The organism is Bacillus tequilensis KCTC 13622 (assembly GCF_000507145.1).
GTDB lineage: Bacteria > Bacillota > Bacilli > Bacillales > Bacillaceae > Bacillus > Bacillus tequilensis.
The window spans coordinates 1-20,911 of record NZ_AYTO01000008.1 but is presented as its reverse complement, the minus strand read 5'-3'; the positions used below and the strand labels follow the sequence as shown (position 1 = coordinate 20,911).

Genomic DNA, 20,911 nt, shown 5'->3' with positions numbered 1-20,911 from the left:
TTTGCTATAACCTCCCTTATGGATGTGTGTTTATAAGCTCAGTTTCATAACCGTTAATGATCACATCAAGTTTTCCTGTTTCAGGATGAATGACAAGCCCGTGCACCGGCACCTTCTTTGGCAGAAGCGGATGGTTCTTGATCAGATTCACACTGTGGGAAACGCTTTCTTCTACGCTGTGAAAACCAGTCAGCCATGATTTCAAATCAAGTCCGGCGCTCGACAGCAAATTCAGGCAGCTTTCATCCACGCCTCGTTCCTTTGCTTTCTCAAGAATCGAAGACGCATTTAATCCGGACATCCCGCATTCATGGTGGCCGACAATGCACACCGCTTCAGCCTGCAATTCATAAATCGCCACCAGTATGCTTCGCATCACACTTCCAAATGGGTGAGAAACGATGGCTCCCGCATTTTTTACAATTTTAGCATCGCCGTTTTTAAGCCCCATTGCTTGCGGAAGAAGTTCTGTGAGCCTCGTATCCATACAGGTGACAATAACGAGCTTTTTTGAAGGAAATTTTGTCGTTTTGTACGGTTCATACTTCTTCTCTCTGACAAACCGCTGATTGTGTTCCAAAATTGATGTTAAAGAAACCATTTGATTCATCTCCCATCCATATGATTTTGCAAGCCTTCTTTCCCAGCTTACAGTAAGGAATTATAGCATAGGAATACACCGTGAAAAGGCTTTCAAAAAAAGACACTATAAATGGACGGTAAAATCAAAACATACACATTTATATCTTTCAAAGATAATAAATTTATATTTATTGAATCCCATAATCTGGTCCCTCTCGCATACTGATGAGTTGTCTGACAAAAAATATAGGTGAATTCAGATAATTAAAAAACTTATTTAAGCGGATGAAGCTGTTTATTCAATTTCAATAACAATTTTAAGTTCAAAAGAACCAGAAATTAAAAAGAACGCAGCTATATTTTAACAACTATTTATTTCCGATATAATAAAATAGACAACAGCCATAAAGGGGGAGCCTTGTTGAAACCATTTGTATTGATCACAAAACCGATTCCTGAAGAGATTGAAGCGTTCATCGGTGAACATTGCCGTTATGAAATATGGAAGGAGGATACACTTCCGAATGACGTGCTTTTCAAAAAACTAAAAGATGCAGAAGGTCTTTTAACGTCAGGAACGTCCGGACCGTCAATCAATCGTGAATTGCTTGAACACGCGCCTAAGCTCAAAGTGGTCAGCAACCAATCCGTAGGCTACGATAACTTCGATATAGAAGCAATGAAAGAAAGAGGAGTCGTCGGGACTCATACACCTTATACACTGGATGACACAGTCGCGGATCTTGCCTTTTCACTGATTCTATCTTCCGCCAGACGTGTTGCCGAGCTGGACCGTTTCGTCAGAGCGGGAAAATGGGGAACGGTTGAAGAAGAAGCGCTTTTCGGCATTGATGTACATCATCAAACGTTAGGCATTATCGGCATGGGACGAATCGGCGAACAAGCAGCGAAACGCGCCAAATTCGGCTTCGATATGGAAGTGCTTTACCATAACCGCCATCGCAAACAAGAAATGGAAGACAGCATCGGCGTTAAGTACGCTGAGCTTGATACATTGCTCAAGCAATCTGATTTTATTCTGCTTATTACACCGCTGACTGATGAAACGTATCACATGATAGGAGAGCGCGAATTTAAAATGATGAAGGATTCAGCAATTTTCGTCAATATTTCCCGGGGAAAGACCGTTGATGAAAAAGCACTGATTCGCGCTCTTCAAGAAGGCTGGATTTGGGGAGCCGGCTTAGATGTATTCGAAAAAGAACCAGTCACACAAGATAACCCTCTTCTACAGCTGGATAACGTTACGCTGCTTCCGCATATCGGTTCAGCAACAGCAAAGGTGCGCTTCAACATGTGCAAACAGGCCGCCGAAAATATGATCGCAGCGATCCAAGGACAAACACCGAAAAATCTCACCAGAGAATTTCAGTAATAGAAAACATCCGGTCTGACGCAGACCGGATGTTAAGATGAAATATGCCGCAGAACAGCACGCTTATAGATGCGGCGGGTGACAAGATAATAAACCGCCTGAAATACAAAATAAATGCAGATGACCAGCACGGCCTCCAGAAATAAATTTGAATTCAGCATATTGCTTAACGCTGCATACGCAAAACCCGCGTGAATAGCACCCGCGATAAATGGGATGAAGAATAAAAATCCGATTTGCTTTCCAAGAATGGAGTGAATCTCTTTGTCCGTAATCCCTATCCTCTTTAATGCTAACACCTGTACTCTCGTATCTTCTATTTCCGTAAACATCCGTAAATACAGCATGCTTCCTTGAACAATAAAAAACAGCACACTGACAAACATTCCAATAAACAGTGTTAATGCCACGGCCTGCTTTATCACTTGATAGCCTGGCGCCCGCGTTTGCAAATCAGACTGATGTTCTTTTGGCACCATGCCTTCAAGCTTTTTCGAAACGTCCACTGTTTCCTTCCAATGCTCAAGCTCATAGCCTATGACTCTCGTCTGCTCCTTCAGCGGCACTTCCTGAGTGAGGCTGTCAAAGCTTTTTTCGCTGACGACCAATAAGCGGCTGATTTCTCCAACCGGCATCAGGATGCCTTGGTTTCGCTGTTTCTTCATGACATAGGAAAGCGATTTCCCTGATTTCATATGAAACGCTGCTTTTTCTCCTGCTCCGAATGTGTCTTTGATCATCATCTGAAACGCAACATTAATAAACGCTTCCTGATGCTGTAAATGAATAACCGGATACCCTTTTTCCTTTGCGATTTGGTTATACGTATTCTCTGAAATCAGCAAGGCCCCGGCCTTCGCTTTTCTGTTCCCGAACGGCAGGTCTGTTTCAAATGTGACAGGAATCCCTGTGGCATTCACCTTGTACTTAATCTCAGCATCGGCTTGTTTCAGTGTGCTTTCCGCAGTCTTAGGCTCCATCACCTGAAAACGGGAAGCGTCTTTTTCCACCCAGGAAACAGATTGGGGAATGCTTTGCTCCTCCTGCCTTTGCAAATCGGAATAAAACATATAAATGACACCTGTAGCTGTGAGTATAACCGCTGTAATAATAGAGGTTAAAAACAGCATGCGGGCGTGATCCTTCAGCCGGAAGATCATGTTGGAACGCACAATGATGTTTGTGCCCTTATAGAAACTGTGTTTTTTTCGGTACAGCATACGGAAAAATGCCACACTGCTTTGGGTAAAAAAGAAATACGTGCCAATCAACACCAAAATCAGAATCGGAAAAACCCGAAACACCATGTCAATCGCATTTGCACTCGCAGCGAGATAATAACCGCCGCCGAGACACAGCACCGACAGCACAGCAAGCCATTTCGAATAGGCCGGCAAGCTTTTCGGTTTTTGGGCGGATTTTATCAGCTCAATAATTTCCAGCTTGCGAATCCGCCCCAGAGATAAAATGAGCAGCGTCTGAAACAGAATGAGAAAGCCCGCAGCCGTCAGCACAAATGATTTCGGCACAATGACAAACGAAATCGGCACCTTCACGCTGAGCATCCATGTCATGACCATAAAAAACAGCTTTGAAAATAACAGCCCTGCCCCAATGCCGGCCGCAATTGCCGCTAAAGAAATGAGAGACTGTTCATAATAAATCATCTTGCGCAGCTGCTGCTTTGATGTACCGAACAGCGTCAGCAGCCCAAACTCTTTCTTTCTCGCCTGCAAAAACGCCGAATTGGAATATGAGATAAAAAATATACAAAACACAATAATCACGATAAGAGCCGCACTCAAGCATGTTTTGACAAGACTTCCGCCATATACATTGTCTTCATTGACATCAGGGTGAAAAATAAAAGATGTGAACACAAAAAACACTGAAACAGCAAACACACAGCTTAAAAAGTAGGCAACATACCGTTGCAGATTCCCGAGAATGTTTTTACGGGCGATGGTTCTCAAATTCATGAAAATCGCCTCCCAACACACTCAAGGTATCCAATATACTTTGATAAAACACCTGCTGGTTTGTCCCTCTGCGAATCTCTGAAAAGAAACGGCCGTCTTTAATAAACACAATCCGTTTACAGAAGCTTGCCGCTGTGGCATCATGCGTGACCAATAAAATCGTCGCTTCCTTTTCTTCATTCAGCTGGGCCAGCGTGTTCATCACTTGCTTTGCCGATTTTGAATCAAGGTTTCCTGTCGGTTCATCGGCAAGAATGAGCGCCGGATTGTGAATAATGGCCCTGGCACAGGCTGCCCGCTGCTGCTGTCCGCCCGACACCTCGTAGGTACGGTGGTCAAGAATATGCTTGATTTGCAGCGTATCCGCAAGTTCATCCAGACGGGCTTCCATTTCTCTCAGCTTTACCTTGTCCAATGCGAGCGGCAGCAGGATATTTTCCCGAATCGTCAAGGTATCCAGCAGATTAAAATCCTGAAAGACGAAGCCAAGTTCTCTTCTGCGAAACAGGGCCAGGTCTTGATCCTTTAACGTTTTCGGCTGAATGCCGTTGATCATCATCTCACCCTCAGTCGGCTTATCAATGGTCGCCAGCAAATTCAGAAGCGTGGTTTTTCCGCTCCCCGACGGTCCCATAATCCCGACAAATTCTCCTTTCGCCACACTGAGATCAAAGCCGCTGAGCGCTTGGTATGATATCGTTCCTTTATTTGAATAGTACGTTTTTGACAGGTTCGTTGTCTGTAACACGTTCATGTTCTGCTCCTCCTTTTTCTTTATTATAAAAAGGAAGTCAGCAGCCTCCCATCGAACTTTCTTGCAAATCCGCTCTCTAACCTTACAATGCTGTCACATTCACCAAGGTGTCACTTGAAAACACGATCGTCATCACAGTGCCCGCCCCTTCTTTTGATTCCGCATACAGCTGATGGCCTAGCCGGCTGCACACCTGCTTTGCCAAATAAAGGCCCATTCCCGTTGCCTCTGTCATGCTTCGTCCGTTGTCTCCGGTGAAAAACGCGTCAAAAATCCGCGGCAGATCTTGCGGCGGTATACCGATGCCTTCATCAGCAACAGACAGGCGCGTCTCATGTCCCTCTGTTTCAATCCGGATTGTAATATGTTCGCCCACACCTTGCTTTGAATATTTCAAGGCGTTGAAAAGAAGCTGCTCCACAACAAAGGAAAGCCATTTTTGATCACTGGCAATCTGAACGGCATTTGGCGGCGCATGTAATTTCGGAAAAAGGCGCCGTTTGATAAACTGCCGTTTTTCCTGATTGATCAGTGATCGGACCAGCTCGGCCAAATCCAAGGTTTGCGGTTTCACATCGAACGCAAATTCCTCCAGTCTGGCTGTTTGCAGCATCATATCAAGGCCATGGCGAAATCTCTCATTTTCATCCTCCAGTTCCTCTAAAAAGGTCGGAAAAGAAGAAGCGGTTCCGTTTTTTCCTTCTTGAATCATTAAGGAAATGACAGAAACCGGTGTTTTCATATGATGGACCCATTGATTGGTGAAGGTATAATGCTGTTTTTGCTGATTGATATATTGTGAGAGCCTGCCTTCGTATTGCTGCCCGAGTGCGTTAACCATTTTCGTCCAAAGCGCCTGTTCTCGCGTTCTTGGCTTTCGGGCCTTCAAAGACTGTCCGATGTCATTTGCAGCAGACGCTTGTTCCGCAAGCTTTTTGACATATGTCAGGAAGGAAAATTGCCGGATATAATCAGCAGCTAAGCCGGCAGCTAAAAAAGCACCCGGCAAAATCCATATGTAAATCATATTTTCCGCGGAAGGTGTTGCGCCGCTTTCTATGATGCTTAAATAAGCAATCAGCATGCTGGTCCCTATCCCTAATAATGAAAATAAAATAATGGCGAAACGGTCAATGAGATAAGTCTTTAACACTCCGGTTCATCCTTCCGATTGACTTGAAATTGATAGCCTTGTCCTCTTATCGTAGAAATGCAATCCTTCAGACCGGCATTCTCCAGTTTTCTCCGCAGCCGGTTTACATTGACCGTTAACGTATTGTCATCAACAAAATCAACATCATCCCATAAAGCCTCCAGTAGTTCATCACGGGAGACGATTTTTTTGTGCTCCCTCACGAAAATCGATAGGAGCTGAAATTCTTTTTGTGAAAACAAGATGCGTGTGCTGTTCCACTCGGCCTCATTCTGATCAGGATAAATCGTCAGCCCGCCAAGCTCTACTATTCTTGATTCCTGCGGCAAAGAGGGCGAGTATTCACCATATGTGCGGCGCAGGACACTTTTGATCTTGGCCATCACCACCTCTAAATGGAACGGCTTGGTGATATAATCATCACCGCCATTTTCAATCGCCATCACCTGATTCAGCTCATCAGTCCGCGCTGATATAAAAATAATCGGCGCATTGGAAATGGTGCGGATTTGCCTGCACCAATAAAACCCGTCAAAAAAAGGCAGGTTGATATCAAGCAGCACAAGATCCGGCTTCATTTCCGCAAATTCCAATTTTATATCATTCAGCTGTTCAGCTATTTTCACTTCATATCCGTATTTGTGAAGATGACCGCCAAGCATAGAAGCAATCCGCTCATCATCTTCCACAAGCAAAATCCGATACACGTTTATCCCCCTTACTGTACTTCAAGATCATTTTTCTAGAAGATTCCAAAATTATTATAGCATGTAGAAGAATCGTAAATCGGTCTTTTTCTCTATTCATTATGGTAGAATGAAAAAGGAAAAATTTTCATTGCAGAGAGGTGTCATTATGAAGAAAATCATGCTCTTTGTGACCATTGCGTCAATTCTTTCGGCATGTCAGGCCAACTATACCGGGGAATACATAGAAATTGGGGATTCACTGACTGAATACGGAAAAAAATGCTTTAAAGAGAATCAAATTCCATACCACTACGAAAAGGGAAAACTGTCTGTCCCGGAAGATGCATTTGATGCTGTCATCAATACATGTTCATAAGAAAAAGCTTGCAGACAGCCTGCAAGCTTTTCATGTTACAAAAAATGAGTATTTAATTTCTCTTCAAATTCTGAAGGAGCAATGTCACTTTTTTGACCTTCTCCGCCGTTTTCATGAATCGTGAAATGGCGGTCTGACATGACCATCCGTCCATTTGGCGTCAGCTTTGAGGCGAGCGGTGATTTGTTAAAAGGAGATTTTTCATGAGAGTGAATCATGTCCTTCATATCATCTAAATCACTCGGATCGCTCTCTTTAAGGGTAAAGGCGTAACCGATTTGCCAGCCTTCCCCCTTGTCCATCAGCAGAACATGGCTGCCCATTTCTGTTTCTTTTTCTATGATTCGGAATGCCCCGACGGGTGACTGTACTGTTTCTCCGGAAAACGGTATCGGCTGGAGCGCCAGGTTGATGCCGAATCCGGTATCAACGAGGTAATCGCCTTTTTCCGCAGACAGCCATACAGCAGCATGCGTCCCTTCTAGTGCCCATCCCTCTTGATTGCCCGCATAAACCGTTCCTCGAATGAGCTTCACGTGAAACCCAGCCTCACGCAAGACAAAATAAAGGAAACCATTTAAATCGTAGCATAAGCCGCCGTGCTGATCTTTGACCAGACGTTGCCATAGCTCTTCTTTTGTTATCTTATAATTCTCTTTTGCAAGCACGGCGCGGTTTTCAAATGGAAAACGGTATGCCATTGCTTTGAGAAAAAGGGGAAGATCATTGAAGCTGACATGGTCTTTCTCCCAGCCGATTTTCTGAAAGCATTCTTTTAGAAAATCACTCATCTTTATCACCTAAACTTCTTCTTGAACGTAAGCAACCAGTTTTTCCAGCGCCTCTTGTTCGTCTTCTCCCTGGGCAATCAAGGTAACCTCAGTGCCTGTGCTTACCGCAAGGCTCATCAGCCCCATGATGCTTTTTGCGTTTACTTTTTTCCCATCCTTCTCAAGAAACACATCTGACGTAAACCGGTTTGCCTCTTGTACAAACAAAGCAGCAGGACGCGCCTGCAGTCCTGTCTTTAATCGAACTTCCACTTTCTGTTGAACCATAAGATCTCCCCTTTTCTTTACGGTTATTTTAAAGTGACGGTTTGCCCTGTCCGCAGCTGTTCTGCGATTTCGTCAAGTTTTCTGAGCCTGTGATTGATCCCTGATTTGCTGATTTTCCCGCTTGCTACCATTTCCCCCAGCTCTTTCAGCGTCACTTCCTGATAATCAATTCGCAGCTGCGCGATTTCCCGAAGTTTTTCAGGAAGCGCGTCCAAGCCGATTCTTTCATCGATGTATTTAATATTCTCGACCTGTCTGAGTGAAGCGCCGATCGTTTTGTTTAAGTTGGCTGTTTCACAATTGACGAGGCGGTTGACTGAATTTCTCATATCCCTGACGATTCTGACATCCTCAAATCGCAAAAGCGAATTGTGGGCGCCGATCACGTTCAGAAACTCAGTAATCTTTTCTGCCTCTTTCAAATAGGTGATATAGCCTTTTTTCCGCTCGAGCGTTTTGCTGTTTAGCTGAAACCCATTTAACAGGTCGCATAATGAATCATTATGCTCCTTATAAAGAGAGAAGATTTCTAAATGATACGAGGAGGTTTCCGGATTATTGACCGAACCTCCCGCCAAAAATGCCCCTCTCATATAGGAACGCTTGCAGCATCTCTTTTTGACCAGCTCTTCCGAAATTCTTCGTTCAAACACAAAATTTTCCCCGAGTATTTTTAAATCCTCCAAGATCGCTTTTGCATTTTCTGAAAAACGCACAATATAGACGTTATTCTTTTTCAGCCGCATTTTCTTTCTGACCAGCAGCTCGACAGACACATCATATTGTTTTTTCAGCAATGTATAAATGCGGCGGGCAATCGCCGCGTTTTCAGTTTGAACATCAAGTACGAGATGGCGGTTTGAAAATGATAAAGCTCCATTCATCCGGATAAGCGCAGACAGCTCGGCCTTAATGCAGCAGTCTTTCACTTCCAGATTCGTTAATTCTTTTTTGGTTTCCGATGCAAATGACATATAGCCACCTCATTTCAAGGCTTCATTCTTTCAGTAAATCAACAAGAAGAGAGGCCACTTTATGTGTATCGTGACGAATTACGTCATTTTTATACGTTACAATTTGATCTCTGATGACTTCAAGCCCCATCGCTTTCAGTTCTTGGATATCAAAATCAACAGGACGCGCTGATTCCATTTCGTACTTACGTTTTATTTCGTCAGGAATGTCTTCACTGTTCACTAATATCGTATCAATAAAACCGCAGCCCATATGCTGATTGAGAGCTTTCACATGATCAGCAGCAGTGTAATGGAGCGTTTCTCCGGGCTGAGTCATCACATTGCAAATGTATACTTTTTTCGCCGGCGCCTTCACCACTTCTTCCCCGATTTTTGGGACGAGCAAATTGGGAAGAATGCTTGTATAGAGGCTTCCGGGACCGATAATAATCAAATCCGCTTCCCTGATCACGTCTATCGTTTCCGGCAGCGGATCAATCTGTTCAGGCGTAAGAAAAACACGCTTAATGCGCTGTCCATACGCCGGGATCGTGGACTCTCCTGAGACCACGCGGCCGTCTTCCATCTCAGCATGCAATACGACGCTGGTATTGGCAGCAGGCAAAACCTTTCCTCTTACATTCAGCACCTTGCTCATTTCTGTGACAGCGTGAAAAAAATCACCGGTTATATTTGTCATCGCTGCCAAAATCAAATTCCCGAGAGAATGTCCTGTTAAGTCATTCCCCTTATTGAAGCGGTGCTGAAAGAGATCTTCAACAAGCGGCTCCACATCTGATAAAGCGGCAAGCACATTTCTAATGTCTCCGGGAGGCGGAATTTTCAGTTCATTCCGCAGACGGCCAGAGCTTCCCCCATCATCAGCAACTGTTACTATTGCCGTGATGTCAACTGGTTTATGCTTTAAACCCCGAAGCAATACAGATAGTCCCGTACCGCCGCCAAAGATCGCGATTTTCGGTTTTTGTTCCATCTTATTTCCGGCTTCTCTTTTCAATGTCCCGGTGAGTAACATGAGTATAGTAATCCTTTTTGAAATAAGCAGCTAAATTCTCGGCAAGTGTCACAGAGCGGTGCTGACCCCCTGTGCAGCCGATTGCAATGACGACCTGGCTTTTTCCTTCTCTTTTGTAAGATGGAAGCATAAAGCTCAGCAGATCGATTAATTTTTCATTGAACTTTTGCGTTTCATTCCACTTCATCACGTAAGAGGAAACCTCCTCATCCTTTCCAGTCAGCGGCCGCATGCTCTCAATATAGTAAGGATTCGGCAAAAATCTGACATCAAAGACGAGGTCTGCGTCAATCGGGATACCGTATTTAAAGCCAAATGACATGACATTTACGGTAAATGTTTCTCCTTGGTTTGACGCAAAGTGCTTTACGATTTTTTCGCGTAAATCACGCGGCTTCATGTCTGATGTATCATAAATGATTTGGGAGCGCCCTTTTAATTCCTCAAGCAGCTCACGTTCAAGCGCGATGCCTTCAAGCGGCAGACCAGTCACTGCCAGCGGATGCGAACGTCTCGTTTCTTTATATCTCGTGACGAGAATGGAATCCTTCGCGTCCAAGAATAAAATTCGCGGTGTGATCCACGGATTTTCCGCCATTTCATCCAGCGCTTCAATCAGCCGATCGAAAAACTCACGGCCGCGCAAATCCATCACGAGCGCAACCTTGCTCATTTTCGAATTTGATTCCTTCATCAGCTCTAAAAATTTCGGAAGCAATGAAGGCGGTAGATTATCGACACAGAAATAACCAAGATCTTCAAAGCTTTGAATGGCGACAGTTTTCCCCGCTCCCGACATTCCTGTTATAATGACAAGCTGAATATCATGTGATTCACTCACACTCATCTTTCTCCCCCCTGACTTGTCTTTCTATTTGATATGCTGCGGATCCAATCGATAACTGAGCAGCTCAAAATCCGGTGTATACGTAAACGTGCCGTGCAGCAGTCCTTGTCCCTTCATCATAAAATCAAGGATATGGCCGTCTCCCGGAGCCATAGGCAGGTTTTGAATGTCATTGACATCGTGCCATTGCAGTTTGCCCTCCTCTGATTCTGACACATTTTGCCCTGTATAAGAATCAGCGACAAACGTAAACATCATCCACTCAGAGACAATATGGTCACCGTCTTTAATAATAAAGGTAAAAACGCCTTTTAACTGAGGATTTATGATATAGATACCAGTCTCTTCTCTGTACTCTCTGATAACGGAGTCTCTGACTGATTCTCCGCTCTCCATCTTGCCTCCCGGCGCGACCCACCAGCCGCGTCTCGGCTTTTGAAGCAGAAGAACTTTGTCATCCGTCTGAAGAACACAATTTGTCACTCTTTGCAAGTACGTTCACCTAACCTTCTCGTCCTGTCATCGTCTCTTTATTATACCGTTTCAAGATGCCTCCCACAACGAAGAGACATTGACAATCTTTTCTTCTATTTTACAGCATATTCGTCTATCAGTTCAGATGATTTGCTGTATCTTCTATTTTTTGGACAAAAAAAGGACACGGATAACTGGAGAATCCGTGCCAAAAAAGTGTATTCATTATAAAAAGGGGGTCAATTACTTTATTAATCATACCCTATACGCATTACACAACTGTTACAGCGGAATTAAAACCCAGTAACGTAATGTGAAGCTCGTATGACAGTCCTTTTTATTTTAAGGTTTTCAGCGTTTCTTGGAGTTCTTCGACATAATGCTGTACGCTTTGTGCCGCAATACTTCCGTCTCCTGTAGCCGTTACAATTTGGCGCAGTGATTTTTCACGAATATCTCCGGCAGCGAAAATACCTTCAACCTTCGTTTCCATGCGGTCGTTTGTTTCGATATAGCCTTCTTCATTCGTAATGCCCAGGTTTTCAAACGGTTTAGACAGCGGAAGCATGCCAACGTAAATGAATACGCCGTCTGTTTTGAATTCACTTTCTTCACCGGTTACCGTATCGACAAGTGTTACGTTACCGACTTTTCCGTTTTCCTCATGAATTTCCTTCACGGTTTTGTTCCACAGGAAGTCAACTTTTTCATTATCGAACGCTCTCGCTTGGAGAATGCTTTGCGCACGGAGTTTATCACGTCTGTGAACGATCGTTACTTTTGATGCGAAACGTGTCAGATACACACCTTCTTCAACTGCGGAGTCTCCGCCGCCGACAACGACAAGCTCTTTTCCTTTAAAGAAAGCGCCGTCACATACTGCACAATAAGATACACCGCGGCCGCCCAATTCTTTTTCGCCAGGTACGCCGATTTTTTTATACTCAGCACCCGCGGCAATAATCACAGCACGCGTTTTATATTCTTTTGAACCGGCTTTGACCACTTTGTACTCTTTGCCGTCAACGACTTCTTTAATATCGCCATAAGCGTATTCAGCACCGAATTTTTTCGCGTGTTCGAACATTTTATTGGACAGCTCAGGTCCGAGAATGCTTTCGAATCCAGGATAGTTTTCTACATCTTCCGTATTGGCCATTTGTCCGCCAGGAATTCCTCTTTCAATCATTAATGTCGATAAATTCGCTCTTGATGTGTATACAGCGGCCGTCATCCCAGCAGGACCCGCGCCGATTATAATCACGTCATAAATTTTTTCTTCTGACACACTATTCACTCCTTAAACCGTCTTTTCAAGTTTGGGATCTTCCTTATTATATATTAAGAATCCCCATCTAACGTATTCCTTACCCATATCCTATAAAATCTGACTGTGATACGCTATTTTTTTGCTCATTTTTTTCTTATTAACGATTAAATGTATGTTAAAAGGGTATAGATGTTAATAAAGAAAGAGCCTTCTATTCAGAGAAGGCCCTTGTCTTATTTATTATTGAACAACACGTCTTACAACGCCTTTAAATGCTTTTTTCCAATATACGTTGTTCATTGAGTCAACAGATACACCGTGAGATGTATTGTCGTTTAGGAAAGTACCGTTTCCTAGGTAAATTCCAACGTGACCGTTTATTTTATATGTGTCAAAGAAGACTAAGTCTCCGCGTTTCATATCTGATGGGCTGACAGCTTGTCCTCTGCCAACTAACGTATCAGTTGTTGTTCCGCCGACAGGTCCAAGGTTCACACCTGCAGAAGCGTATGCCCAGCGTACGAATGATGAGCAGTCAAAAATACGATTGTCGATATCAGACTGACTGCGTCCGCCGCCAAATTTGTACGGAGATTGTCCTACAATGCTTGAGCCAACGCTGATCGCGCCTTCAATTCCGCCTGAGTTGCTAATGACAGTGCCGCCTGAATTGCTGTTTGAACTGCTGTGCTTCTTAGAAGATGAGCCGTTAGACGAACCGCTAGAAGAGTTATCTGAAGAATCATCATCAGATGAGCTGGCTTTTGCTGTTTCAGTTGTAGCCGTTTGGCTGTCGTCTGTTTGCGTTTCATCAGATGCTTTTTGAGCTTCTTCCTGCTTTTTGATTAAAGCAGCCGCAGCTTCTTGTTCTTTTTTGATGCGTGCTTGCTCAGCTTCCGTATCTGCTTTTTGATTTGCAAGTTCAGATGCTTCTGATTTCAATTCAGAAATCGCCGCAGCTGTTTTCTTCTGGCTGTCTTTTGCTTTGTCGAAAAGCTTATCTTTTTCATCTAGCTGTTTATCAAGGTCTTTTTGCATTGTTTCTAATTTAGCCAATGCAGCTTGAACTTCTTTCAGCTTGTCATTTAAATCCGCTTCAGAATCTTCTAACTTCGCTTTATCCTGCTCTTGCTGTTTGATTAAGTCTTTGTCTGCATCCACAATAGAGGAAACCGCAGTCGCGCGAGAGATAAAATCACCAAAGCTTGTTGATCCTAAAAGAACATCTATGTATCCTTGAGATCCGCCGCTTTCCTGTAAAGAACGAACGCGTTTTTTCAGGATTTCGTTACGCTTTTCAATGCGGGCTTCTGTTTCTTTAATCTCTTTTTTCAGTTTTTTGATTTCTTCTTTTGTTTTATCGTTTTCTTCTTTTTTATCTTCGATCTTGTTGCTTGTATCAAGCGCCTTAGCGTTAATGTCTTTCAATTCTTTTTCAATCTTTGATTGATTTTCCTGAAGATCAGTTAATTCTTTTTCCTTCGCTTCAATGCTGGAAGCAACTTCAGATTGCTTGCTTTCGATTTTTTGTTTCTTTTCATCTAATGTTTCCGCCGATGCAGTTTTACTTGTAAATGGGATCAAAAAACTGCTTGTCCCGATGACGGAAGCCAAACCAAGTGTAATTAAACTCTTTCTCACTTTTTATATCCTCCCTTTTACTGTGAACCTGTTCTCATTTGGAATCGTATTTTGAACATCAAGTTTCGTTCCTCATACTCTACGAGGAATGATGGTTGTTTATGGTTAATTATTCTGTGCATCTCTTATTCTGGTTGTATAGCGTTTATTTCACATCATATGTAAAAAACACTAATTCCTTATGTACGAGAATCATTATACCATCAAGTTTCGACAAATTAGCGATAAATTTTATTACATTTGTGTTTCAAACAGATGTCAAGCCGCACACCATTTGTCATTTTTCTTAAACGAGCAAAAAAGCTGTCGATATTATTTTATCAATATAATCTACTAAATAAAAAAAGAGTCGATTCTGCAAATCGACTCTTCAAAATATTCTATTCTAGAATATCATCAATATATTTCATATATTTCGTCAAAGTGGCCGGAGAAATGCCGAATCGGGCCGCTGTGTCTTTTTTCGTGTCATGTTTGCCGTGAGCTTCTTTCCAAATATAGCAAATCGCCGCTGCCCAGCCCCTCTCATTTTTCAATGGAGCAGCTGCGCGGATTTGCTGGATGACATGAAACACCCAGCAGCTCATGACTTCTGTTTTCATCTCTTCTTTTTCAGCCCGCTCCAATAATTTGACGGTTTGATAGGCGAAAAGCGCATCCTCTGATACGTCAGGAGCCGCGGAATCTCCATTCAAAAGCAGCTTCACAAAATGATTTTCGAAAGGAGCAGTAATTCTCTTGGAGCGTATCACCGCTTCAAGATGCTCCGTTTCTCCCTTTGTGCTGCTGATATAATAAGCTGCAAGACGCTGTTCCACAGATGAGGGAAGTGCTTCCCTTCGCTCAATCCAGGGCGCTGGGCGGTCTTCTCCGGGATATTGCGACTCGACCTTTCTCCAGATCGTCTCGGCAAAATCGGTATGTCCCGTAAAATAAGCTGAGCACGAGAGCCAGTAAAAGAATGTGTCGTCGCCTTCAAAGCCGGTTTTATATAATGATTTGAGCCATTTATATCCGATCTCGTAACGGCCGACAAGTGCTAAAGTAGCACCCAGTTTATAGCGCTGCTCCAATAGCATCGGATAAACATTCGAAAGCTGATCGCTCAATTCCGCCACTTTTTCATCTTCTCTTTCATAATAGTAGAAAACGAGAAGATTGCATAAGGCGTGAAGGTTGCCTTCATTATGACTGAGCACTTGATAAGCGGTTTGCTTCGCTTTTACAATGTTGCCTGAATAGAAATAGGCAAGCGCCAGATTATTGTAGGCTGACCAAAGCTCCGGATATTCTGCTGTGATCTCCTCAAAGGCCGCAACCGCTTCAGCAAGCTGGCCGCTCTCCAGCAGCGACTTTGCCCGATCCTGCTTCATCAGCAATTCATCTTGATCGTATAAAGAATCTTCAGTCCCGCCGTCTCCTAAATCGAGCAATTCAAGCAGATTGTCGTTTTCATCAGCGAATTCACCGTCCGGATCCGCATCTAAATAAGCGGCCGCTTCTTTATACGCTTCTTGAAAAAGTCCCAGATGGGCGAAGTTATTCGCTTTAAAGTAATGGCACTCCGGCATTTCGGTCTCCAGATTTGCCATAATATAATCAAGAAGATCGTTCGACTCTTGATATTGGCCCATTTCCGAATAAATGACCGCAAGCTGCGAAAGCATCTCTGAATCCTCCGGCTCCAAATGAACCGCGCGCTGAATCAGTTTGCTTGCCCGTTTCAGATTGCGCTCTTTATACGCTTTCAAGCCTTTATGAAAAAAATATTGTCCATCTTGAAGCAGTTGGACAATTTGTGCGTGATTTTTATGTTCAGAAGTGTGTTTTCCCACAACTACCCTCCGTTTTATACAATGTACCGTCAGTAGTATACCATAAATCTTCAGCCCCTCAATAGTTCAAAAGGAAGGATTGGGAAAAATCTCTTCGCTTTTTTACTGGCTGATTCGACCAAAATTTACCCGGCTTTGTTTTCTAAATCAGCGTTCATCTTCAGCTGCTGTTCAGCAAAATCTCTATATAAATCATGGGAAGCCATTAATTCATGATGTGTGCCCCGTCCGGTAATTTCTCCTTTTTCAACAAATAAAAGCTGGTCTGCGTCTACGACGGTGGATAAGCGGTGAGCAATAACAATCGTTGTGCGGCCCTCCATCAGCACCTCAAGCGCCTGCTGAACTGATTTTTCAGATTGACTGTCAAGGCTTGAAGTGGCTTCGTCAAGCATAAGGATACTCGGATCACGAAGAAGCGCTCTCGCAATCGCGATTCTCTGCCTTTGTCCGCCTGACAGCATAATGCCGCGTTCCCCCACCTCTGTATCAAGCTGGTTCGGCAGCTCCTTGATAAAATTGAGCGCGTATGCCATCTCTGCGGCTTTTTCTACTTCGGCATCCGTTACATCTCGTTCTAATCCGTAGCAAATATTTTCTCGGATTGTCCCTGACATTAACGGACTTTCCTGTGACACATACCCGATGTGCTCACGCCATGATTCAAGCGAGTAAGTATCAACCGGCTCGTCCCCCAGCAGAATGGTCCCTGCAGTCGGAGAATAAAAACGTTCAAGCAATTTGAACAGCGTCGTTTTCCCGCCGCCGCTCGGACCGACAATGGCTGTTACTTTCCCTGCTTCAATGACGGCGCTGATCTCTTTCAAGATCAACTGACCAGGCTTATATCCAAATGACACACGATCAAGCTGTATAGGCTGATGTGCGTTTTCGATTTGTTTACCTGTGACTGTGTCCTCCTCTTCCTCTGCTAAAATCTCAATCATTCGTTCTGTTGCGCCGATTGATTTTTGCAGCTGTGTGAAGAACGTTGTAATTTGGCCCATCGGCATAATAATTTGAAACAAATATAAAATAAATGCGACGAGGGCTCCTGCGGTGAGCTCGCCTGAGGACACCTGCATACCGCCATATCCGATGACTGCCACAAGCGCTGCCATTAATACAAGTGAAATAAGCGGACCGACAAGCGACTGAACCTTGGCTTCGCGAACTCCCAGTTTAAATAATGAAGAAATCCCCATCTTCCCGCGCCCATATTCGACATCCTCCGCATTTGAAGCCTTAACGAGCCTGATTTCTGGGAGAATTTGATTCAGCAGGCCTGTAAAACGAGCTGTTTCATCCTGCGTTTCCCGGGAAATGGCGAACATCTTCCGGCCAATCGGCATTAAGATAAGAGCGGCCAGCGGAACGACTACTACCACAAGCAACGTCAGCTTCCAGTTCATAATAAATAAGATGGTCAGTGATCCAATGACAGAAATGATGCCTGTAATAAATCCGCTGATATGGGTTGTGATCAGCTCTTTGACCACCATCGTATCATTCGTAACGCGGCTGATCGTTTCTCCGGAAGCATTGGTATCAAAATAAGAGACAGGAAGTTTAATTAATTTCTTCCATAATAAATCTCTCAGCCCAGAGATGATTTTTTGCCCGTTATAGTTAAGCGCATATGTGGCATAAGCGTTTAAACCGGCCTGCACGAAAAAAACCAGCGCAATGAGACCGATTTGCATGCTTGATAGATTAGACATAGAAAATCCATCAACAAGCTGCTTCGTTAATAATGGAATCAGCAGGCTGACCAGTGTGGTCACAATACTGAGAACCAGCGCAAAGGCAAGCTTGCCATAAGAAGGGTTTGTCTGCTTTACTAATGCAAAAAAGGGTTTCCATTTACTTTTCGATTTTTGTTGCTGGGTTGGCATATATTTTTCCTCCTGTTTCAGCGTTCAGGTTAAATAGCATAGCAAAAGGATGATTTTACTCTTACTTAATCATATCAATGGAGAGAGACTTTTTCAGTATGTTTTTGCCGTAAGGAAAATAAAAATCTCCCACTCATTGTTTGAATAGGAGATTTTTGATATTACACATCTTTAACAGGCTTCTTTTTTCTGTAAGTCAATGTCACATCCTGCCGTCGCAGGTCTTCAATAATCATTTTGTATCGGTCAACTTTTGCGATATGCTCTTCTTTTATGGTTTGAAGGGCGGCTTTTCGTTTTTCACTTGTTGAATCAAGCTCTTCTTTTATTTTTTTTACAATCAACCCTTTTTGTCCTTTGATTTCTTCTTTTAACGAAGACTCAAATTTCTTTGTCAGACTGAGAATGTCGTTGATTGGTTTATTGAGGCTGCCCGCTTTCTCCTTCATTTCGTCTTGGGTAAGAAACATATAGGTCGTCGATACAATTTCTGTTTCACTTTCTGAAAATAAGGAAGTCACTCTTCACATTCCTCCTAAGGCTGAAAATCAAATAACTGAGATATCATTTTTTCTTTTTCAAACAGCTTTTCGATACTCTCGCGGATGTTTTTGATAAAATCTCTTTTTTCTGTTGTCTGTTTTTTTAATTCAGCAACAATTCCATCATTATCAGGGAGGGCACCTGTGTGGAACGATTCATGAACTGAGATTTTCTCCAATTTATCGAATGTGTGGCTGAAACCGGCTGCAAGCCGGAATTGAAGATCGAAGGCATAATGCGAAGGATTTTCTTCCATATGATGAATAGCCGTGGTGATCGCCTGTTTTTTGTCAATGAAGTCTTCATCTATTTCCCGACTGTAAACCTTCTGATACGAAGAAATCGCATCTTCCATATCTTCAACGATCTTCATACCATTTTGATAGATTCTGACAGCGGAAGAAATATTCACTTGAATCGTTTCTCCCGAGCCGCTCTTCCCTGTAAAGAAAATATCAGAGCCTTTATAGCTGAAGCCCTTTTCCTTTGATAATGCGTTCAGCATTTGAACGATGCTGTGGCCGTCAACGATGAGTTTTAAGGCGTCTTTTGTTTCTTTGTCGAGTGTATCTATAGAGGACAAAATTGATTTTACATAATCTACTATTTCACCAACATCTTTTAGAGCTTGTGTAAACTGACCATGCTTTAGATGATCAATGAAATGTTCATACCGTGATTCTATTCCTCGCATACTCGCATTCATATTCGTTAATTCTTTTTTGATCACTTTCTTTTGCGATTCATCTATATACCCATTTTCAGCTAATTGATCTACGACCGGTCCGCTGTTTCCCAATAGGGTATGAAGAAAACCTAAAAACGACGGCAGTTCCTCCTTGATTCGGCCATACATTTGCTTAACATCATCAAAATTCTCAAAGAGGACACTCACCTTCTTTAAAGCACCGTCTGTGTTTTTCACTTCTTCAATCAGGTCTATATCTATCCCGCTGGCTGCCTTTATAAAACCGTTCAAGCCGTCTTTTTTATAGTCATCCTTATATTTTTGGAGGAATGTTTGAATCAATCTCACATCTTCATCAGGGATCCCATCCATAATATTTCTGATGCCTTTTACGCTTGTGTTTGTATCAGTCATATTCACATCACCGAATGTAATAAAATCCGCCTTGCCGCTTGCTCCGTAGAGCGGGTCATCTTTGGAGATACGCTGGGTGATGTTTGCTGTTACGCCTTTGTCTTCATAATATTTTTGGATTTCTTTTTTTAGCTTTTCTGGTGGGATAGAATCAATGTCTTCTATATCTCTAAATTTAAATTTACGCGTTATTATATCTCTCAAATTCGAATCAGTTGCCAATAGGTGATCAACGCTTATTTGAGCACCGTTAACTCCATAAACTTCGTCAAATTCCCCATCAATTAATTGAACCATCACCTGATTATTATTAGCCAGTGAGTGACCCATAGCAAAGGTCTTTAAATCATTAGAATCCTTCGTTTCTTTTTTTGCATTTCTTATAAACTCTTTTGTCGCTTGATACTGGCTGTCATCTATCCCTAAAAAGAGACCAAAGAAATTGTATGACCAGTCCTCATTATCAGCACTACCTTCTGAAATAATATGGAGCTGTTTAATGTGTTGTTTTTCATCCTTAATATAAATAGCTGTACCATCATATCCAGAATCTTTTATTGAAGTATCTATTTTTGAATTTTTTTTAATAAGCTCATAAGATGTATATATTTCCACATTTTCCGGAAGATCTCGATGTGTTTCTTCTTTGTATATTCGGCGTACCTCGGCTTCAAAATCTGATTTAGCTTTCTTTGTTTCACTTTCTTTATCCGAAGCAAATCTTTCTTTATAATCGTACTCTAAGTTAATTAAACGCAGTTTTACATTTTCATTTTCAAATATATTCTTATTTTCCATTTCCTCTATTTCTCCTTTTTAACTTTTAAAAAGGTAATAGAGTCTATTATTTTTTGAACTTTTTTTCTTGCTTCATCTTTCTTTAATGGACAAGCCTCTTCATCACTATAGCAGGCAAATCGAAACGAATACTCTATCCCCAGATAATCCTCTTTTGTAGATTTGACATAACCAAAAAATCTATAAGAAAAATTATTCTTTCCCTCTACATCATCAAAAACACTTTTCTTTTGAGCAGAATATACAATTTTATCAGATAGCTCTCTTTCTTCGAATTTGCCTTTATAACTATTTCTACCGCTTACAATGTCCAGCATTGTATCCTTGTCATTCGCAAAACTTTTTTCTCGATGATAATCCAATTGCCCATCATATTGAATGTTAGTTTTTTTATTAAAACTATCAAACATTATTGTTTCCTCATTTTTTCCAAAACTCGAAAATTTAGATACGTACTTCGCTTCCTCCGGAAACAACATCCTAAATCCTTTCAGCTTAGACTCCAGCACATAATACCCCGGCTCCTC

The 20,911-nt window shown here is 42.5% G+C and carries 20 protein-coding genes; 2 read left to right on the top strand and 18 right to left on the bottom strand.

Annotation, left to right across the window (positions count from 1 at the left end; translation table 11 throughout):
* Positions 1-16 precede the first annotated feature (16 nt).
* The gene (locus V756_RS0103345; RefSeq protein ID WP_081719758.1) at positions 17-610 is read right to left on the bottom strand and encodes a beta-class carbonic anhydrase; all 594 of its coding nucleotides are present in this window, start codon (positions 608-610) and stop codon (positions 17-19) included.
* 390 nt (positions 611-1,000) lie between these two features.
* Between V756_RS0103345 and V756_RS0103340 the strand changes: the two genes are divergently transcribed.
* Positions 1,001-1,978, top strand: a complete 978-nt coding sequence (locus V756_RS0103340) for a 2-hydroxyacid dehydrogenase (RefSeq protein ID WP_081719757.1) — start codon at positions 1,001-1,003, stop codon at positions 1,976-1,978.
* A 32-nt stretch (positions 1,979-2,010) separates the two neighbouring features.
* Here V756_RS0103340 and V756_RS0103335 read toward each other — a convergent pair whose 3' ends face one another.
* From V756_RS0103335 to psdR, 4 genes are all read right to left on the bottom strand, one after another.
* Positions 2,011-3,957 (bottom strand): ABC transporter permease, encoded by a 1,947-nt coding sequence (locus V756_RS0103335; RefSeq protein WP_024713413.1) that lies wholly within the window; start codon positions 3,955-3,957, stop codon positions 2,011-2,013.
* Positions 3,932-4,711 (bottom strand): lantibiotic ABC transporter ATP-binding protein PsdA, encoded by a 780-nt coding sequence (gene psdA / locus V756_RS0103330; protein ID WP_024713412.1) that lies wholly within the window; start codon positions 4,709-4,711, stop codon positions 3,932-3,934. Before psdA ends, V756_RS0103335 begins: the two co-directional genes overlap by 26 nt.
* Positions 4,712-4,793: 82 nt before the next feature.
* A complete protein-coding gene (locus tag V756_RS0103325) occupies positions 4,794-5,864 on the bottom strand; it encodes a HAMP domain-containing histidine kinase (protein WP_024713411.1) in 1,071 nt (356 codons plus the stop codon).
* Positions 5,858-6,571 carry a two-component system response regulator PsdR gene (gene psdR, locus V756_RS0103320; protein ID WP_024713410.1) on the bottom strand — a complete coding sequence of 238 codons (714 nt, stop codon included), beginning with the start codon at positions 6,569-6,571 and terminating at the stop codon, positions 5,858-5,860. Before psdR ends, V756_RS0103325 begins: the two co-directional genes overlap by 7 nt.
* Positions 6,572-6,719: 148 nt before the next feature.
* Between psdR and V756_RS0103315 the strand changes: the two genes are divergently transcribed.
* On the top strand, positions 6,720-6,929 hold the full coding sequence (locus V756_RS0103315) for a hypothetical protein (RefSeq protein WP_024713409.1): 210 nt from the start codon (positions 6,720-6,722) through the stop codon (positions 6,927-6,929).
* Between the two features lie 35 nt (positions 6,930-6,964).
* Here V756_RS0103315 and V756_RS0103310 read toward each other — a convergent pair whose 3' ends face one another.
* From V756_RS0103310 to V756_RS0103250, 13 genes are all read right to left on the bottom strand, one after another.
* Positions 6,965-7,729 carry an arylamine N-acetyltransferase family protein gene (locus tag V756_RS0103310; protein ID WP_081719756.1) on the bottom strand — a complete coding sequence of 255 codons (765 nt, stop codon included), beginning with the start codon at positions 7,727-7,729 and terminating at the stop codon, positions 6,965-6,967.
* Positions 7,730-7,987 carry an HPr family phosphocarrier protein gene (locus tag V756_RS0103305; protein ID WP_024713407.1) on the bottom strand — a complete coding sequence of 86 codons (258 nt, stop codon included), beginning with the start codon at positions 7,985-7,987 and terminating at the stop codon, positions 7,730-7,732.
* Between the two features lie 23 nt (positions 7,988-8,010).
* On the bottom strand, positions 8,011-8,961 hold the full coding sequence (gene whiA / locus V756_RS0103300; RefSeq protein WP_024713406.1) for a DNA-binding protein WhiA: 951 nt from the start codon (positions 8,959-8,961) through the stop codon (positions 8,011-8,013).
* Positions 8,962-8,983: 22 nt separating this feature from the next.
* Positions 8,984-9,937 (bottom strand): gluconeogenesis morphogenetic factor, encoded by a 954-nt coding sequence (gene mgfK, locus V756_RS0103295; RefSeq protein ID WP_024713405.1) that lies wholly within the window; start codon positions 9,935-9,937, stop codon positions 8,984-8,986.
* Position 9,938: 1 nt separating this feature from the next.
* Positions 9,939-10,826: an RNase adapter RapZ gene (gene rapZ, locus V756_RS0103290; RefSeq protein ID WP_024713404.1), complete on the bottom strand. Its 888-nt coding sequence runs from the start codon at positions 10,824-10,826 to the stop codon at positions 9,939-9,941.
* A 24-nt stretch (positions 10,827-10,850) separates the two neighbouring features.
* Positions 10,851-11,318 (bottom strand): 8-oxo-dGTP diphosphatase, encoded by a 468-nt coding sequence (locus V756_RS0103285; RefSeq protein WP_003235373.1) that lies wholly within the window; start codon positions 11,316-11,318, stop codon positions 10,851-10,853.
* 319 nt (positions 11,319-11,637) lie between these two features.
* A complete protein-coding gene (gene trxB, locus V756_RS0103280; RefSeq protein ID WP_024713403.1) occupies positions 11,638-12,588 on the bottom strand; it encodes a thioredoxin-disulfide reductase in 951 nt (316 codons plus the stop codon).
* A gap of 222 nt (positions 12,589-12,810) precedes the next feature.
* Positions 12,811-14,211, bottom strand: coding sequence for a peptidoglycan DL-endopeptidase CwlO (gene cwlO / locus V756_RS0103275; RefSeq protein WP_024713402.1), 1,401 nt, complete (start codon positions 14,209-14,211; stop codon positions 12,811-12,813).
* A gap of 380 nt (positions 14,212-14,591) precedes the next feature.
* Positions 14,592-16,046, bottom strand: a complete 1,455-nt coding sequence (locus V756_RS0103270; protein ID WP_024713401.1) for a tetratricopeptide repeat protein — start codon at positions 16,044-16,046, stop codon at positions 14,592-14,594.
* Between the two features lie 125 nt (positions 16,047-16,171).
* Positions 16,172-17,941, bottom strand: coding sequence for a multidrug resistance ABC transporter ATP-binding protein/permease BmrA (gene bmrA / locus V756_RS0103265; RefSeq protein ID WP_024713400.1), 1,770 nt, complete (start codon positions 17,939-17,941; stop codon positions 16,172-16,174).
* Between the two features lie 161 nt (positions 17,942-18,102).
* Positions 18,103-18,462 carry a hypothetical protein gene (locus tag V756_RS0103260; protein WP_024713399.1) on the bottom strand — a complete coding sequence of 120 codons (360 nt, stop codon included), beginning with the start codon at positions 18,460-18,462 and terminating at the stop codon, positions 18,103-18,105.
* A gap of 14 nt (positions 18,463-18,476) precedes the next feature.
* The gene (locus tag V756_RS0103255; RefSeq protein ID WP_024713398.1) at positions 18,477-20,384 is read right to left on the bottom strand and encodes a DUF6792 domain-containing protein; all 1,908 of its coding nucleotides are present in this window, start codon (positions 20,382-20,384) and stop codon (positions 18,477-18,479) included.
* Positions 20,385-20,389: 5 nt separating this feature from the next.
* Positions 20,390-20,911, bottom strand: a 522-nt coding sequence (locus tag V756_RS0103250) for a YvcA-related protein (RefSeq protein ID WP_024713397.1), incomplete at its 5' end; no start/stop codon positions are given.